Origin of the sequence: Amycolatopsis antarctica (genome assembly GCF_002262875.1) — a bacterium.
Taxonomy (GTDB): Bacteria; Actinomycetota; Actinomycetes; order Mycobacteriales; family Pseudonocardiaceae; genus Amycolatopsis; species Amycolatopsis antarctica.
Genome location: NZ_NKYE01000009.1, coordinates 57351 through 75113, shown reverse-complemented (window position 1 = coordinate 75113; position 17763 = coordinate 57351). Strand labels below are relative to the sequence as shown.

Here is a 17763-nt window from a genome sequence, read left to right as displayed (position 1 = left end):
CTCACGCCGCCTCCTGCTCGGTCAACTGGGAGAGCACGATCTCCCGGTAGGTGTCGTTGGTGTCCATGAGTTCGGTGTGGGTGCCGGATCCGACCACCCGGCCCGCGTCCAGGACGATGATGCGGTCCGCGGTCCGGATGGTGCTGACCCGCTGGGCGACGATGACCACGGTCGCCTCGGCGGTCTCGGCCGCCAGCGCCCGGCGCAGCGCGGCGTCGGTGGCGTAGTCGAGCGCGGAGAACGAGTCGTCGAACAGGTAGACCTCCGGGCGGCTGACCAGCATCCGCGCGATCGCGAGCCGCTGACGCTGTCCGCCGGAGACGTTGGTGCCGCCCTGGGCTATCGGCGCGTCCAGGCCCTCCGGCATCCGTTCGACGAAGTCCCTGGCCTGCGCCACGTCCAGCACGTGCCAGAGCTGCTCCTCGGTGGCGTCCGGATTGCCGTAGCGCAGGTTGGTCGCGATCGTGCCGGCGAACAGGTACGGCTTCTGCGGGACCAGTCCCACCGCGCCGGAGAGCACCACGGGATCGAGCAGCCGGACGTCCACGTCGTCCACCCGCACGGTGCCGTCCGTGGCGTCCATCAGACGTGGGATCAGGTTCAGCAGGGTGGTCTTCCCGCTGCCGGTGCTGCCGATGACGGCGGTGGTCTCGCCCGGCCTGGCCAGCAGGTCGATTCCCTGCAGCACGGGCTCCTCCGCACCGGGGTAGCGGAACTCCACTCCGGACAGTTCCAGCGTGCCGCGGACTTCGCCCGGGCGCACCGGGTTCTCCGGCAGGGTCACGCTCGACTCGGTGTCCAGCACCTCGCAGATGCGTTCGGCACAGACCTCGGCCCGGGGCACCGTCATGAACATGAAGGTGGCCATCATGACCGACATCAGGATCTGCATCAGATACGCCAGAAACGCCGTCAGCGCACCGATCTGCATGCTGCCGCTGTCGATCCGCTGCCCGCCGAACCACAGCACCGCGACGCTGGAGGCGTTCATCACCAGCATCACGATGGGGAGCATCAACGCCATCAGCCTGCCCACCCGGAGCGACACCGTGAGCAGGCGCTGGTTGGCGTCGGTGAAGCGTGCCCGTTCCTGGGTGTCCCGGACGAACGCGCGGATGACGCGGATGCCCATGATCTGCTCGCGCAGCACCTGGTTGATCTTGTCGATGCGTTCCTGCATCAGCCGGAACGCCGGGTGCATCCGGGCGATGATCAGCCCCACCGACACGGCCAGCACCGGCACCACGACCAGCAGCAGCGAGGACAGCGGCACGTCCTGGTTGAGCGCCATCAGGATGCCGCCGACGCACATGATCGGCGCCGACACCATCAGGATGAAACTCATCAGCGCCAGCATCTGCACCTGCTGAACGTCGTTGGTGGTGCGGGTGATCAGCGACGGCGTGCCGAACTGGCCGACCTCGCGCGCGGAGAAGTCCTGGACACGATGGAAGACGGCTCCCCGCAGGTCCCGGCCGAGTGCCATGGCGGTCCGCGCGCCGTAGTAGACCGCGCCGATGGAGCAGACGATCTGGGCGAGGGTCCCCAGCAGCATCACCATGCCGATCCGCACGATGTACCCGGTGTCCCCCTTGACCAGGCCGTTGTCGACGATGTCGGCGTTCAGGGTCGGCAGGTAGAGCGCGGCCAGCGTCTGCACGAGCTGCAGCAGGACGATCAGGCCCAGGTCCCGGCTGTACGGCCGAAGATAGGTGCGTAGCAGGCGAACCAGCACGACGTCGTCTCCCAGTGGTGGTCTGTTCGGAGTTCGGGTAGGGGGCCGGGCTCAGTGCGCGTGCGACGGCGCGGGCACCGCACCCCGCTCGCCGGTGGTGCGATCGGCCCGCGCGGTCAGCGAGGGCAGTCCGCGGGCGGCCTGGTTCAGCATCTCCAGTAGCACCGGGACGAAGGAGGTCACGCCCTCGGTGGCGAGCCAGTGCTCCATCGCCAGCCGGATCGCGTTGCCGACGACGGCGGCCATCATGCGTGCGTGCAGGTGGTCCGTCGCGTCGGCGGGGTCACCGGGGTCGAGTCCGGCGCGCTCGGAGATCGCGTCGGCGAGGATGGCCTCCACCACGGAGTGCGCCTTCAGAAACTCGCCCCGCAGCGAGGGATGCTGCACCAGCAGCCGGATCCGCGCGATGTACTCCTTCGGCGGGGTTCCGTCCGCCGAGTGCTCCTCGGCCACGGCGTTGACGACGGCGGTCCACAGCGGCTCGCTCCGTGGCCGGGCCAGCAGCGCGTCGCGGAGCCGTTCCTGTCGTTCGATGCTGAACGAGCAGATCGCCTCCTCCTTGCTGGAGAAGTAGTTGTTGAAGGTCCGCGGGGAGACCCCGACCTCGGCCGCGATGTCGTCGACGCGGACGCGGTCCAGCCCGTGCTCGGTGGCCAGGCGTACGGCGGCCCAGCTCAGCGCGTGCCGGGCGGCCCGTTTCTTGGACTCCCGCAGACCGAGTTCCGGCTTGCCCGCCCCGGAAGCCGATGGGAGGTTCATCTGCCGCACTGTAGTGAAAAACTTGCGGAATCCGCAAACCGTTTCTCATTCAGCAGAATTTTGGGTGAGATCGGGCGAGCCGACTGAGACCACGGTATGCCCGCGAACCCCGCACGGCATGCCGTCCGGCTCGCGTCACCCGGATGATCGGGCCGACCCGCGCGCCACCAGACAAGAACGCCGCGCGGGGGCTCCGGGTTCCGGAGACCCCCGCGCGGCGGCGGAGACGGTGATGACCTCGATGATCGGTCGCGCTTCTAGAGCACCCGCACCGCCCTCGTGTGCACGGCGGCGGAACCCGCCGCGACGATGGTGAAGGAACCGCTCGACTGCTCGGAGGCGTTGCCCTCGCTGTCGAAGGCCCGGTACCGGACGATGTGCTTGCCGAGCGTGTTCACCATGACCGGCTTCGTGTAGCTCGTCCACGTACCCCCGTCGAGCGCGTACTCCAGGACGGCGACCTCGGACTTGTCGTCCACCGCCGAGAGCGAGAGGAACGCCCGGCCCAGGTACTCCCAGTTCGCGTTCTGGTCGCCGGACACCACGGCCGTCACCGTGGGTCCCTCGATGTCGGGGCCCTCGACCACGGCGAACGAGGACATGCCCTCCTCGGACACGTTGCCCGCCACATCGGTGGCCCGGAAGTGCACCATGTGCTCACCCACCGAATCCACCACCACCGGCTCGCTGTACGGCAGGAACTCCCCACCGTCGAGCTGGTACTCCACACTGTCCACACCGGACCCCTCGTCCTGCGCGGTGATGGCGACCGTGGCGGCGTCGAGGTAGTTGCCCTCGCCGTCCTGGTTCCCGGTCACCTCCGCGGAGACGGTCGGCGGGGTGACGTCGCCGGCATCGCCCTCGACCACGGCGAACGAGAGCATGCCCTCCTCGGACACGTTGCCCGCCACATCGGTGGCCCGGAAGTGCACCATGTGCTCACCCACCGAATCCACCACCACCGGCTCGCTGTACGGCAGGAACTCCCCACCGTCGAGCTGGTACTCCACACTGTCCACACCGGACCCCTGATCGGTGGCGTTCACCGTCACCGAGGCGCTGCCGATGTAGTTGCCGTCCGCGTCCTGTTCGCCGGCGGCCTCGGCGGAGACGGTCGGCGGCGTGGTGTCCTCGCCGCCACCGCCGTCCTCGGTCACCACGAACTCGCCGGTCATCTGCAGGTGACCGGGAATCGCGCAGTAGTAGCGGTACTTGCCCGGCGTCAGGGTCACCGTCGTCTCGTGCCTGCCGCCATTGGCGTCGGAGGGGTTGGCTAGGAGGTCGGTGTCGACGTCGTGGTTGTAGCCGGGCGTGGTGGTGTCGAAGGTCAAGGTGTGCGGCATGCTCGTGGTGTTGCCGGTGGCCTCGCTGTTCTCGAACACGATCGTCGTCTCGCCCGCCACCGCCTCGGTGGGCGCCGAGGTGTACTCGGTGACGCTGTTGCCCGCGGTCCAGGTCAGCACCTGTGCCGCCGCCTCGGTGTTCGCTGTCCCGGTGTTCGCCGAGACGGACACCGGGGCGAGGACCAGCCCCAGCATCGTCAACGCCGCGGCCAGCGCGGCGACCAGAGATCTGGACACGATTTGCCTTCCTGAAGTCGGGGAACCCCGGTGGGCAGGCGCCCGCGGTGTGCGGGCGCCTGCCGTCCGGAGGGAATTACAGTTCGCGCACCCGGATGTCGCGGAACTCGGTCAGGTCGGTGTCGCTGTGGTTCTGCAACCCGACGAACCCGTCGGCGAACTGCCGCAGATCGGTCGGCGGGTCGCCCTCGCGGGACGACTCGATACCCGGGGTGTTGTCGAACTCGTTGATCACCACGCCGTTGCGGATGATCGTGTAGTGCTGGCCGACGACACGGATCTCGTACTCGTTCCAGGTGCCCTTCGGGGTGGCGCCCGACTGGTCCAGCGTCACCGGGTCGAAGTTGTAGACAGAGCCGGTCTTCTGCGTCTCACCGGTGTCCCCGTCGTACATCTGGATCTCGTGTCCACAGTAGATCGCGACCCACGCGGCCGAGGTCCTCGCCGACCCGGTCGTCCCGCATCCTGGCGGACGCTGGTCCAGCGGGGTGTCCGGGTTCGGGAAACGGACGAAGACACCGCTGTTCGACCGTGCGCCCTCCGGGGCCACGTCGCGGAACTTCAGCTTCATCGAGAAGTTCCCGAAGTTCTTGTCCGCGTACCACAGCATGCCGAGACCGCCACCGGATCGCAGCGAACCGTCGCCCTGGATCGAGAACTCACCCGAGGGCGCCTGCGACCAGCCGTCCAGCGAGTCGGCGGTGCCGTTGAAGATCGACTCGTACCCGGTGTGCCCGGGGGTGCCGATCGCCGAGTCCGCGGCCGCCCGGTTCAGCGTGTCGCGCTGCTCCGGGGTGATCAGGCCCAGCTCGACCAGTCCGCCGGTCACCTCACCGACATGCGCGGTGAAGGCCTCGTTGCTCGGCCAGGTGCTCTCGTCGTCGATCAGGTCGTCGACCGTGCAGCCGCCACCCGTCTGCCGGTTGGGCACCGTCGTGTCGGACTCGTCAAAGTGGACGGTGTCCGCGGTGTCCGGCACGGCACAGCCGGCCTGCACGGCCGTCCGCGTGGTCGCCTGCTCGCCGTCGGCATAGGTCACCGTCAGCCGGGCGGTGTAGGTGCCCGCCCGGTCGTACCGGTGCCGGGGGTTCATCTCCGTCGACGTGCCACCGTCGCCGAAGTCCCACTGGTACGAACGTCCACCGGACCTGGCACCGTTGAAGGCGTAGGTCAGCGCCTCGTCCTGGACCGCGACCGAGGACGCGGTCGGGGCCGGGGACGCCTGGCCGCCCTGATAAGTGATCCTGATCAGCTTCTGGTTCGGATCGAGACTGAAGAAGCCTCCCGCGTAGTCGAGCATGTAGAGGGCGCCGTCCGGACCGAACTTGGCGTCCATCCAGCTTTGCAACTGCCCTTCACCGGAGCCCGCCGGGATTATCCGGCTCAGGGTCTCCGCGAACGCCGGGGGCGCCTGCCGCTCCACCCCGGTCGGGTCGACGGTCACCGCGATCCGGTTGTCCGAATTGCTCTGGTCACCGATGAACCACTTGTCGTTCCAGTACTCCGGCCAGGCGACACCGCTGTTGGTGTTCACCCGGTCCCGGTGATATGTCGGCCCGGACATCACGGCCTGCCCGCCGCCGGTCAGGTACGGCTGGGTGTAGGTGGCGTCGTCCGCGTTGTAGGTCGGGACGTCGGTACCGTCGAGCCGGTCGGGGAAGACGGGCCCGCCACCGTCCGGCGAATACCAGATCATGTTGTCCCGCACCGGAGGCAGGTCCACCAGCCCGGTGTTGCGCGGCGAGGTGTTCTGCGGCTTGTCGCAGTCGTACCAGCCGGTGAGGATCTCGGCGTCGGTGTTGCTGCGGTCGCGGTAGGGCTGCCGGTTGCCCATGCAGTACGGCCAGCCCTGGTTGCCCGCCGAGGTGATGACGGTGGCCGTCTCGTACTTCGCCGGCCCGAGTTCCGGGCTCGGCGAGGTCGCGTCCGGGCCGACCCACGCGGCGGTGAGCCAGTCGGTGGCCGGATCGATGGCCAGGCGCGAAATATTGCGTACGCCCATCACGTAGATCTCCGGCAGCGTCTTGTTCGCCGGGTCGGATTCCTCCGGGAACAGGTTGCCGTCCGGGATCGTGTAGGACCCGTCGTCCTCCGGGTGAATCCGCAGGATCTTGCCGTTGAGGCTGTTGGTGTTGCCGGAGGTGGCCCTGGCGTCCTGGAACGAGACGCCGTTGTAGGCCTCGGTCCAGTTGTTGCCGGAGTAACCGTCCGACCCCTGCGAGGAGTTGTTGTCACCGGAACCGATGTAGAGGTTGCCCTTGGAGTCGAACGTCATGCCGCCACCCGCGTGACAGCAACTGTGGATCTGTGCGTCCCAGGACAGCAGGTCGGTGCGCGAGGCCAGGTCGATCGACTGCGCGGCCGCGTCGTAGGTCAGCCGCGAGATGGTCCGCTTGCCGATCCGGTTCTCCCGGTCGATGTTCTCGTGCGGCATCCAGTAGACGTAGATCCTGCCGTTGTCGGCGAACGCCGGGTCGAGCGCGATGCCGAGCAGGCCCTCCTCGTTCTTGACCAGTTCGCTGCCGCTGCCCCGGTTGCCCATCACCTCGAGGGTGCTGAGCAGTGTGGTCTGCTTGGTGGCCGGGTCCCAGCGGTGGATCGTGCCGCAGCCGAGGCCGACGTTCGGGTCCTCCCAGTCCGCGACCGGACCGCTCGGGCAGGCACCCTTGCCCACGTAGAACACCCCGCCGTCCGGCGCGATGGTCATCCCGTGCGGCTCACCGATCTGGTCCAGCTCACCTTCCTTGTTCTCGGTGGTGAGCCGTTCGACCTTGTAGTTGGCCGCGATGGTCGCCTGGCAGTCGCCGCGCACCAGGCCGGTCGTCCACTTGAGCGCACCGAGCAGGTGGTTGCGGAACCCGGCTTCGCCGTAGCTGCCCTCGGTTCCGCCCATGCCGGTGTAGAAGGAGCGTCCGCCGTCGTAGTCGTGGCACCAGGAGATCGGGTGGAACGGCCCGTTGGCCGTCTCCCCCGGCTCGTAGTGGCGTTCCTCGACCTGCGCGACCGTGTGCACCGTGCCGACCGGGTTTGGTTCCCAGTTCTGCCAGCGGTCCGAACGCTTCCAGTTCAACGGCAGGCCGTCGTTGGCGGGGTGCTGCCGGTCGACGAGGTCGACCACCGCCTCGGCCGGTTCCGCCGGCCGCTCACCGGCGGGGCGGGTGCCGATCAGGCCGGTGAACCACTCGGAGTCGAGCTGGGCGCGGGCCGCGTCGGAGATGCCGACGAAGCCGCCGCCCGCGCGCATGTACTTCTGCAGGGCCGCTTCCTGCGGCTCGCTCAGGGTGACCCCGTCCGCGGCGAGGAAGGCGACGGCCCGGTGGGCGGAGAGTTTCTCCGCGGTGAACACGGCCGGGTCCGAGGAGACCTCGACGGCGATCCCGTTCGCCTCACCGATCCGCCGGAGTTCCTCGGCGGCCCTGGCGACCGGGTCCTGCTGGGCCGCCGCGTCGCCGTGGAACACCAGCACCGAGACACCGGCGGCGGCGGTGAGCTGGGCGTCCGAAGGCTGCTGCGCCACGGGTTCGACGGGCGCCGCCGACACCGGCATCATGCTCTGGCCGAGCGTGAGCGCGGCACAGACGGCCACCACCCACGCCCCTCGTCTGGTTCTGGATCCGTACGAGCGTGCGGACACTCGTGGTCTCATCCCTCACTCCTTCTGCGGTGGTTTCCTCGGCTGCCGGCGGCGGATCAGCCTGCGGATCAGCCGTGGGCGCCGGTATGCGGGTGGTGCTGGTGGTTGTTGAAGCGGTCGATCGCTTCCTGCGCGCCGGGCGGCATGCTGCCGTCGGGATTGCGGACCAGGAAAAGCCCGGCCATGCCGCCGTCGGCGTGGAACTGGACGTGGCAGTGGTACATCCACGCGCCCGGGCCGACCTCCTGGCCCGCGATCACCTGGAAACCGAACGAGTTGCCGGGATCGAGGTTCTTGTTGTCGACGACGTGACTCGGGTCGTCGGGTCCCTGCAACATGCCGGTCCGGTTGTCGGCCCAGCGATGCGCGTGCAGGTGGAAGGTGTGCGGGTTGTTTCCGTGGCCGACACAGAGGAACTCGACCCGTTCCCCCTGCCGCGCCTCGAACATGGGTGTGTCGGGCACCATCCGGTTGTTGATCGCCATGTCGTTGAAGACGACGGTGAACTGCTTGTCCGGCAACAGATCCCCGGCCCGGCGGACGATCAGGCCGCCGTAGAGTCCTTTGGTGACACCGCCCGTGCCGTGGTCGGTGCCGAGTGCGTGGTCGTGGTAGTGCCAGTACCCCGCGCTGCCCGGCATCCAGCGGCCGTCGGCCTGGTACGCGGTCTGGCTGCGCCAGATGTAGGTACGGGTCTCGTAGGGCTCGTTGTACGAGTCGTTGTGCGGGCTGCCGTCCGAGACCACGTCGTAGTTCACGCCGTGCGGGTGGATCGACAGCCGCTGGTCGGTGGTGTTGACCAGTTCGATCTCGAGGGTGTCGCCCTCCCAGATCTCCAGCAGTGGACCGGGAATGGTGGCCTGTCCGGGATTCAGGCCGTACGCCACCTCGCCGTTGGGCAGGGCCTCCGCGTAGATGGTGATCTGCCGGGTCGTCCCGCCGACACCGGCCACGCGCGGAGCCGCGGACGCGACGGGCGGGGCGAGGGCCGAGACCGCGATCGGTGCGACGACCCCGGCGGCGGCGCCGGCGAGAATCGAGCGCCGGGACAACCGCCCGGCCGGAGGACGCTCGTGCATGGTGGATCTCCAATTCTGGCCACGAGTGAGCGAGGAAGAGCGGGAGCACGACGGGGCTCCGGGGTGGGGACGGAACTTTCCGTGCGAGGGACGGGGACCGCGGCGACGGATCCAACGCGGACACGGGCGGACACCGGCAGGTCGCGGACGCGGATCGCCGCACGGACCGGGTCGCCGATGCGCACCACCACCGCTCTCGCCGCCACGATGCGAACCCGTGTCACGCTGCCGCGCCTTTCGGCCCGGGCCGTCGAGCACCGGGCGGTCACCTTTGACGTGGACGGAGCTTCTTTTGGTTACTTCGGAACGAGCTTATGCTTCTCGCGTACTTAAGCTAGCGGCCAATTGGAGTATCTTCCGCCGTTTGCGGACTTACGTACCTCCGCCGTCCGGAACGCCCCCGATGCCGGTTTTCGTCGATATTTCCCAGTGGGGACAACGATTTCTCACCTCGCGCCGGTAACGCACGGTGTCGAACGCACCCCGCGGCACCACCGGGCGCGTCGGTGCGCTCGGTAGCGGCTCGTCACCGGCCGCGACCGCGAGCCGCCGCGAAAGGACCGCGGAACCACTGCGTCACAACCGATCCCACACCGAAGGCTCCCGGCGAAATGCCCGATTCGGCTGCGCGGAGGAAACCGGAACGGTTACCGTGGCCGGACCCGCGCCGCGACGCGGGCAGGGCGCCTCCACGCCAGCGGGGTCGCCACCCGGGTCCCTGCGTACTGGCGGTAACTGTGGCAACGGTGTCTTTTCGCGTTCTCGGCCCGCTCGAGGTCACCACGGCCGGACGAGCGGTACCGCTGGGTGGCCGGAAACCGCGCCTGCTGCTGGCCGCGCTTCTGTTGCGTGCCAACGATCCGGTGCCGGCCGACCACCTCGTCGACGTACTGTGGCCCGACGGTGCCCCGCGCTCGGCCGCGGCGAACCTGCGCACCTATGTGCACGCACTGCGACGGGAACTGCCCGACCGGATCCGGAGCTGCCCCACCGGTTACCTGGTCGCGACCGCATCGGGCGAGCTGGACGCGGAAGTGTTCGAGGAGCGTGCGACGGCCGCACGGAGGGCCGCGCGCGAGGGCAACCCCGGCACCGCCCTGGCACTGCTGGACGAGGCGGACGCGCTGTGGCGCGGCGAGGTGCTGGACGGTCTGCCACACAGTCCCGCCTGGGGCTCGGTACTGGCCCGGCTCGCCGAACTGAGACTGTCCGTGCAGGCGGAACGAGCACATGCTCTGGTCGCGCTCGGTGACATCCCGACGGCCGTGGCCGAGCTGCGCGGACTGGTCGCCGCCCATCCGCTGCGGGAGGAACTGTGGCAACAACTGGTGCGGGCACTGGAGATCGACGGCCGCACGACCGAGGCGCTGGACGCCTGTGGGCAGGCCGAACGGATTCTGGCGGCCGAACTCGGCACCGCGCCGGGGCCACCGTTGCGCGAGCTGCGCTCCCGCCTGCTCGCCGGCCGGGAGGAACCCGCCTCGCCGGCGGCCGCGGCCCCGGTGTTCCCGGTGTGCCAGCTTCCACTGGACCTGCCGGACTTCACCGGCCGCGACCGTCTGGTCGCCGAACTGGTGGGCCTGCTGCGGCGGGACCGGTCCGCACCCGCGCTCGTCGCGCTCTCCGGTCCGCCGGGGGTCGGCAAGTCCGCGACCGCCGTGCGGGTGGCCCACGCGGTGCGTGAACGATTCCCGGACGGCCAGCTGCACGTCGATCTCCGTGGCACCTCGGCGGAGCCGCGGCCGTCCGGAGACGTACTCGCGGAACTGCTGCGGGCGCTGGGTGAGCCGGACGGCGCCCTGCCCCGTACACCGGCCGAGCGCGCCGCGCTGCTGCGCTCCCGGCTGGCCCCCCGCCGGATCTGCCTCGTACTCGACGACGCCGCGAACGCCGCACAGGTACGGCCGCTGCTACCCGGCACGGGCGGATGCGCGGTACTGGTGACCGCACGGGTACGGATGCCGGACCTCGCCGGGGCACACGCGGTGGACGTGGGGCTGCTGAGCGAATCCGAGGCGCTCCGGCTGTTGTCCGAGGTGGCGGGCGCCGAACGGACCGCGGCGGAACCGGACAGCGCCGCCGCCATCGTGCGCTCCTGCGGCCACCTGCCGCTGGCGATCCGGATCGCCGGTGCCCGGCTGGCGCACCGGCCGAGCTGGCCGTTGCCGATGATGGCCGATCGGCTGCGCGACGAGAGCAGGCGCCTCGGCGAGCTGCGTGCCGGCGATCTCGCGGTCGACGCGAGCGTGACCCTGAGCTATGACCAGCTCCCGGCCGAGGCGGCGCTCGCGTTCCGCGGACTCGGCCTGCTCGGTCAGCTCCGGTTCCCCGGCTGGGTGGTGTCCGCGCTGATCGACGCCCAGGACGGGGGCGCGGTGCTCGACGCGCTGGTCGACGCGCACCTGGTGGAACCCGTCGGTGCCGACGTGGCCGGGCAGCCGCGTTACCGGCTGCACGACCTGCTTCGCTGTTACGCCGTCGAACGGGCCTCCCTGGACGACCCCGGCGAACACCATGACGCCCTGCGCAGGGTCGTCGAGGGCTACCTCTCGCTGGCCGCCGAGATGGGCGCCCGGCTGCCGGTGCGGTTCTTCGGCGTGGTTCCGGACGAGGTGGACGGGTGCAGGCGGCCCGCCGACGCGGGCGAGGAGCGCCTCGATCCCGCCGACTGGTTCACCGCCGAACGAACCACCGTGACCGCTCTCGTGGCGCTCGCCGCGCGGCATCGCATCGACGACCTGGCCTGGCGGCTGACCGGGGTCTACACCCCGTTCTTCGACCTGCGCAGTCACCAGGAGGACTGGCTGCACACGCACGCGGTGGCACTGGAGTCCGCCCGGCGGGAGGGGGACGAGCGCGGGCAGGCGATTCTGCTGCGCAATCTCGGGCAGGTGCACATCTACCAGGACGACTACGCCGCCTCGCTGGCCGCCTTCGAACAGGCGCAACGGCTGTTCCACCGGATCGGCGACGAGCGCGGCACCGCGATCGCCCTGTCCGGGGTGGCAACGGCCCTGCGCTTCCAGGGTCACCACGAGCGTTCCATCGACCGCGCCTGCCACGCGCTCGCGCTGTTCACCGGCGCCGGGGACCGGGCGGGCGAGGCCGCCGCCCGGATCGCCGTCGGCACCGCCCGGCTGCACCAGGGCTGCCACGGCACGGCGGGCCGCTGGTTCACCGATGCCTACGAGCTGTGCGCGGCCATCGGGGACCGTCATCGGGAGGCGCACGCACTGAAGTGGCTGGCGATGCTGCACCAGCGGCGCGGAAACCTCGGTGCGGCACGGGAGAACGTCGACCGGGCGATCGCGATCTTCGCCGAGCTCGGCGACGACCACTGCGTCGGTTACGCGCACCAGAGCCTCGGTGAGCTCTATCTGCGCAGCGGCGACCTGCCGCACGCCAAGCTGCTGCTGGTGAACTCGCTGAGCGTGCACCGGCGCAGCGGCGACCGCCGTTCCGAAGCGGAGGTCTCGGAACGGTTGAGCGAGCTGCACGCGGCCCTCGGCCAGCCAGGTCGCTCGCGTTCCTACCGCGAACGGGCCCGCACCATTTGGGGTGAGCTCGCCGGCCGTCCGCGGCCGGGCACCGCGCGGCGGGTGGATCCTCCGGCCGGCTCGCCCGCCCTGCCCGCCTGAACGCCTGCCGCCCCGGCGAGGCCGGAGCGTCGCCGGGGCGGCAGGCGTTCGTGCCGAGCCTGTCCGAATCCGCGTCAGCAGGCGGTGCTGCTGGTGACGGTGGTGTTGCCGTAGTACTTGATGGCCAGCCCGTTCAGCACCACACGCTTGACGGTGCCGCCGGAGCGCTGTTCGTAGTGCAGGTGGGGGCCGGTCGATCCACCGGTGGTGCCGACCTTGCCGATGATGCTGTTGGTGGTGACCTTGGCGCCGACCTTGGTGTTGAACGAGTCCAGGTGCGCGTAGAGGGTGGTCCAGCCGCTGCCGTGGTCGATCACGATGTACTTGCCGTAGCTCGTGTTCCCCAGGTCCTTGACCGTGCTCACCGTGCCCGAGGCGCTCGCGTGCACGTTCTTGCCCTGTGCCCCGTCGCGCTGGAAGTCGACCGAGGCCTGCGGGTTGTGGTTGGTCCGGGTGTTGGCGTTCCACACCTGACCGCAGTCGAACGGGGTCCGGAAATTGATCGCCTGCGCCTCCTGCGCGCTCGCGGCGGCGGGCACCAGCGCCCCCGCCATCAGCGTGGCACCGGTCATCAGTCCGACAAGCGTTCTTCTGGTGGTCAGAGCTGCCATGACAATCTCTCACAATCTGCCGACGAAGCTGTTCGGTTATTTCCGCACGACAGCCTGCCCACCGGATGTACAAGAGTCGTACAAACCAGGTGGTGCGGGCACCCGGCGGACGACCGCGGCCGGAGAAACGCCACAATGGGACGAATCTCCGTACCGCTGAAGGGAGAGCGCCGTGCTCACCAGTCCCGTCGGACGCTTCCGCCTGCTCGCCGTGGCCGAGGCGATCTCCTGGGCCGGTCTGCTGATCGGCATGTTCTTCAAGTACGTCGCCGTCGGCGACGAGATCGGCGTGAAGATCTTCGGCCCGATCCACGGTGCCGTCTTCGTCGGCTACGTCCTCGTCTCGCTGCTGGCCCGCGCGCCACTGCGCTGGGACATGCGCACGACGGTGCTCGCGCTGGTGGCGAGCATCCCCCCGTTCGGCACCGCCCTGTTCGAACGCTGGGCCGCACGCACCGGCAGGCTGGACGCCACCAGGCGCGACACCGCGAAGCAGGACGCGAACGCCTGAGGGCCCGTCCGGCATACGCGGGTAGCGTCCCGGCGCGGCCCCCTCGTCCGCACCGGGACGGCACCCGCCGTCGCGCACGGTGCCGGTACCCCGCGTGGCAGGCACGCGAATGGACCGGTCATCCCCCGCGCGCGCGGCACGGAGCAGCGGAAACCCTAGTGACGGCGAGTGGGCCTGACGAGGACCAGAATGCACAGTGACCGCCGTCGGGGGTTTCCGCTCGAACAGCGGCACCGTCGCGCCGTTCAGGCGGGAACGCTCAGAGGTGGCCCAGTGCGCGCATGGCCAGCCACAGCTCGTACTTGGAGCTCGGCGCGCGCAGCAGCGAGCACCCCAGCACCTCCTCGGCCCGCACCAGCCGCTTGCGGACGCCGGGCAGCGACAGGCCGAGCGCGGTGGCCGTCCCGGGCAGCCGAGTGTCCGCGGCCAGCCAGGCGCGGACCGTGTCGAGCCCGCCCGGCGGGCCGCCGTGTTCGAGCGGGCGCAGCCGCGCACCGGCCCAGGCACGCACCGGCGCTTCGGTGAGAAGGCCGCGCAGCACCACCATCCGCTCCGCCGCGGCGGTGTCGGCGGCGGTGTCACCGGTGGTGTCGGCGGTGACAGCGCCCTCGGCCGCGACGAGCGGGCCGGGCAGTTCGCGGGACGCGCGTTCGCCGTACAGGCGCAGGGCGAGCCACGCGGCGGCCCGGTCACCGACCCGGTCCAGGTCCAGTCCGAGCAGACGGCCGAGCAGGCGCACCCGGGAGGCGAGGGTGTTGCGGTGGATCCGGAGATGCCTGCTGGCGGCGTTGTCGAAGGTGAGCCAGGAGTTGAGGGTGTCCAGCAGTTCCCCGCCACCGGGATCGGCCCGCCGGGCGGGGGTGAAGCTCACGCAGGCGTGCAGTACCTCGCGGGCCCAGCCGTGCCCGGCCATGCCGAGGAAGGGCACGAGATCCGCCCGCCCGCCGACACCGGCGTACCGCTCGGGCGCACCCCGCGCCACCGCGAGCGCGTGGAACGCCTGCTCGTAGCCCGTCGCGGCGTCCCGCAGCGGCACCACGTCGCTGACGCCGACCCGGTAGCCCGGCGCCTCGGCGACCAGTGCCCTGGCCAGGCGCACCGGGTCCCCCGCGTCACCACGGGCGACGGGGGCCAGCGCGATGAGATGGCTCGGCCGGACCGGACACGGCACTATCCACGCGCGTGCCCCGGTGGCGTCCCGCATCCGCGAGGCGACCGCGGACAGCCCCCGGCGCGGCCCCTCGACGACGTGCACGCGGGCCGGGTCCGGAAGCGACGGGCGCAGCGTGGTGGCGATCCGCCGGGCCGCGGACACCGCGCCGATCATCAGCAGGTGCAGCACGGCCTCCCGGGTTTGGGCATCCGCCGTCTCCACCCGGGCTCGCTCCCGCGCCGCCTCGGCGACCTGACTGCACGGTCCCAGCACCCGGGCGGCGTCGGCGAGCAGGTCACCACAGTCCCGCGCCCCGGTCCGGGCGACCAGATACGGCGGGGAATCCTCCCGGCCGAGGCGGACGAGATGCACCGCGTACTCCTGTCCGTCACCGATGAGCACGGTGGACGGCGTGCCCTCACGGCACAGCCCGGCGACGGCGTCCACCGCACCGGCCGGGGGCTGCCGGCCGGGACGCGACGGTGCGGGTGCCACGACCTCGCCGTCCGTTCCGAGCAGCGTCACCGCACCGCCCACCCGGCGGGCGAGCCAGCCGAGGATGGCCTCCACCGCGTCCGGTCGGGTGGCGAGCCGGGTCAGGGTGCGCAGGTCGTCCGTCCGGTCGCCGCCTGCGGAACCGTGCGCGCTGGGTTCCATGGGCACGAGATCCTAGTACGCCCGTCACCCGGAGAGCGGCGCCGCGGACCGGCTCGCCGCACGGTCCCCCGCGTAGTACCGAATTGTCCGTAGCGAGCCGGCACCGTGTCGGCGGAACGACGGCGTGCGGCACCGGGCCACCGGAAACGTGTTCCGATTCGGGCCCTCGGTGGGCATCGCCGGCCCACCGGGAGACGCTACGATCGCGCATCCGCTACGAAAGGGCACCGCGAATGGCCGACCAGCAATCGCCGGATGTGACCGCAGCCGTGGCCGAACGCAGGCCCCGCTACCTCGCCGAGATCGCCGCGGGGGTCGAACGGTTCTTCGAACCGCGGCGAGCGGACTGCCCGTGGTGCGGATCGGATCGCCTGTCGGTGCGCTTGCGCACCACGGATCTGTTGCAGCACAAGCCAGGTCGTTTCATCCTCGAACAATGCGGGGAATGCGCGCACATATTCCAGAATCCGCGGTTGAACGGCGACGGACTGGAGTTCTATTACCGCGACATCTACGACGGCCTCGGCGAGGCCAAGATGAACTCGATGTTCGAGGCCAGTGCGCGGGGTTACCGTTCCAGGGCGGAGATGATCAGTCCGCACCACACGCCGGTGTGCTGGCTGGACGTCGGCATGGGGCACGGGCACTTCTGCCGGGAGGCGAAGGAGGTCCACCCGGACACCGTGTTCGACGGTCTCGACATCAGCGCGGGAGTGGAACTGGCGCAGGAACGGGGCTGGGTACGCAAGGCGTATCGCGGCGATTTCGTCGACCGCTCGGTGGATCTGGCCGGCGAGTACGACGTGATCAGCATGTTCCACTACCTGGAGCACACCGCGGACCCGCGCGCGGAGGTGGCCGCGGCCGCCGCGGCGTTGCCTCCCGGCGGCTACCTGCTGATCGAACTGCCCGACCCGGAGTGCCGCTGGAACCGGCTGGTCGGCCGGTACTGGATGCCGTGGCTGCAGCCGCAGCACCTGAACATGATCCCGCTGCGCAACCTCCGTCGGGCGGCGATCGATTCCGGCCTGACGCCGGTGGCCGAGCAGCGTTCGGAGGCGCACGAGTCCTCCGACCTGGTCGCCGCGCTGTACCTGCTGCTGGCCTCCAAGTTCAGCGATGACGACCGGCCGTGGCACGAGGCGCCGCCCAGCGCCGCACGAAAACGGCTGTGCACCGTCGTGTGGTTGCTCGCCGTGCCCGCGCTGCTGGTGGCGATGCTCATCGACAAGGCTGTGGCGCCGATCGGGCGCGATCGCGGCATGTCCAACGCGTACCGCTTCCTCGCCACCAAACCCGGCTGAGCTCGCCGGCACCGGCCGTCGGTACACATGCGACAGTCGCATGTGTACTGATCTCGGCCGCCACGCCTCGGTCCGCACGCGACACCCTGCCACGGCCGGGTGACAGCGGGTTTCGGCGCGCCTTGTCCGGTGCATCCGGTCCAGGGACCGGTAACGCGCACTGGAGGGGCCGATGAGACGTGGCATCGTCGTGGCAGTGGCGCTCATTCTGCTGGCACCGGTTGCCCCCGCCGCCGGTGCGGCGGCACCGGTGCTGCTGATCGACCAGGACTTCGCCGACCCCGACGTGGTGGCCACCGACTCCGGATACGCCGCGTACTCCACCAGCAGCGCCAGCGGCAGGATCCCGGTCGCGCAGGCGGCGAGCCCGGCGGGCCCGTGGGCGATCGCGGGCGACGCGCTCGGGGCGGCACCTTCGTGGGCCGATCCGGACGGCGGATTCTGGGCGCCCGACGTGACGCCCCGCCCCGGCGGCGGATTCCTGATGTACTTCTCCGCGGTGTCGACCGAGATCGGCCTCATGTGCGTCGGCGTGGCCACCGCCGACGCCGCGACCGGGCCGTTCACTCCCACCGGCACCGCACCGCTGATCTGCGATCCCGCGGACAACGGCGACATCGACCCGCAGACGCATCTCACCACCGACGGCACCCGGTACCTGCTCTACAAGAGCAACGGCATCTCCCCCGGTCCACCGTCGGCCATCTGGTCACAGGGGCTGACCGCGGACGGCCTCGCCCTGGCGGGCCCGCGGACCGAGTTGCTGCGGGCCGATCTGCCCGAGGAGCGGGCCGTCGTGGAGGCACCCGCCCCGGTGCGGGTGGACGGCGGAACGGTGCTGTTCTACTCCGCCGACGAATTCCTCAGCCGCGGCTACCACACGTCCTACGCCGTGGGCCCCGATCTGTCCGGCCCGTTCGTCAAGGCCGAGCCACCGCTGTTGTCGACGGACGGTCTCGGCGGCGCGGTCGAGAGCCCCGGCGGTGCGGACGTCGTCGACGGGCACATCTTCTTCCACGGCTGGCTCGGTGGCCAGCGCCTGGCCAGGGGCCTGTACGTGCTGCCCATCCGGTTCGAGGGCACCTCGCCGGTCCTCGGCTGA

The 17763-nt window shown here is 70.4% G+C and carries 11 protein-coding genes; 4 read left to right on the top strand and 7 right to left on the bottom strand.

The genetic code is table 11. The features are described 5' to 3' along the window. Window position 1: 1 nt before the first annotated feature. The 5 genes from CFN78_RS16330 to CFN78_RS16310 all read right to left on the bottom strand — a co-directional run bounded on the left by CFN78_RS16330 (window position 2) and on the right by CFN78_RS16310 (window position 8787). Entirely contained in the window at window positions 2-1735 is a 1734-nt protein-coding gene (locus CFN78_RS16330; protein WP_094863679.1) for an ABC transporter ATP-binding protein, read from the bottom strand. A 51-nt stretch (window positions 1736-1786) separates the two neighbouring features. After that, a complete protein-coding gene (locus CFN78_RS16325; RefSeq protein ID WP_094863678.1) occupies window positions 1787-2494 on the bottom strand; it encodes a TetR/AcrR family transcriptional regulator in 708 nt (235 codons plus the stop codon). 257 nt (window positions 2495-2751) lie between these two features. Next, entirely contained in the window at window positions 2752-4074 is a 1323-nt protein-coding gene (locus CFN78_RS16320; protein WP_094863677.1) for an OmpL47-type beta-barrel domain-containing protein, read from the bottom strand. A gap of 76 nt (window positions 4075-4150) precedes the next feature. Beyond that, on the bottom strand, window positions 4151-7621 hold the full coding sequence (locus CFN78_RS16315) for a ThuA domain-containing protein (protein WP_420807894.1): 3471 nt from the start codon (window positions 7619-7621) through the stop codon (window positions 4151-4153). A 155-nt stretch (window positions 7622-7776) separates the two neighbouring features. After that, entirely contained in the window at window positions 7777-8787 is a 1011-nt protein-coding gene (locus CFN78_RS16310) for a multicopper oxidase domain-containing protein (protein ID WP_094863675.1), read from the bottom strand. A gap of 746 nt (window positions 8788-9533) precedes the next feature. Between CFN78_RS16310 and CFN78_RS16305 the strand changes: the two genes are divergently transcribed. Further along, window positions 9534-12425: an AfsR/SARP family transcriptional regulator gene (locus CFN78_RS16305; protein WP_476692355.1), complete on the top strand. Its 2892-nt coding sequence runs from the start codon at window positions 9534-9536 to the stop codon at window positions 12423-12425. A gap of 74 nt (window positions 12426-12499) precedes the next feature. On the opposite strand, the gene CFN78_RS16300 is transcribed toward CFN78_RS16305, so the two are convergent. After that, complete coding sequence (locus CFN78_RS16300; protein WP_094863673.1) at window positions 12500-13036, bottom strand: M23 family metallopeptidase; 537 nt, start codon at window positions 13034-13036, stop codon at window positions 12500-12502. A 172-nt stretch (window positions 13037-13208) separates the two neighbouring features. Here CFN78_RS16300 and CFN78_RS16295 point away from each other — a divergent pair, with 172 nt between their 5' ends. After that, window positions 13209-13547: a DUF3817 domain-containing protein gene (locus tag CFN78_RS16295; protein ID WP_094863672.1), complete on the top strand. Its 339-nt coding sequence runs from the start codon at window positions 13209-13211 to the stop codon at window positions 13545-13547. A 259-nt stretch (window positions 13548-13806) separates the two neighbouring features. Here CFN78_RS16295 and CFN78_RS16290 read toward each other — a convergent pair whose 3' ends face one another. Continuing rightward, window positions 13807-15357, bottom strand: a complete 1551-nt coding sequence (locus tag CFN78_RS16290; RefSeq protein ID WP_094863671.1) for a helix-turn-helix domain-containing protein — start codon at window positions 15355-15357, stop codon at window positions 13807-13809. A 233-nt stretch (window positions 15358-15590) separates the two neighbouring features. Here CFN78_RS16290 and CFN78_RS16285 point away from each other — a divergent pair, with 233 nt between their 5' ends. Next, window positions 15591-16661: a class I SAM-dependent methyltransferase gene (locus CFN78_RS16285; RefSeq protein WP_094863670.1), complete on the top strand. Its 1071-nt coding sequence runs from the start codon at window positions 15591-15593 to the stop codon at window positions 16659-16661. A 172-nt stretch (window positions 16662-16833) separates the two neighbouring features. After that, entirely contained in the window at window positions 16834-17763 is a 930-nt protein-coding gene (locus CFN78_RS16280) for a glycoside hydrolase family 43 protein (RefSeq protein ID WP_094863669.1), read from the top strand.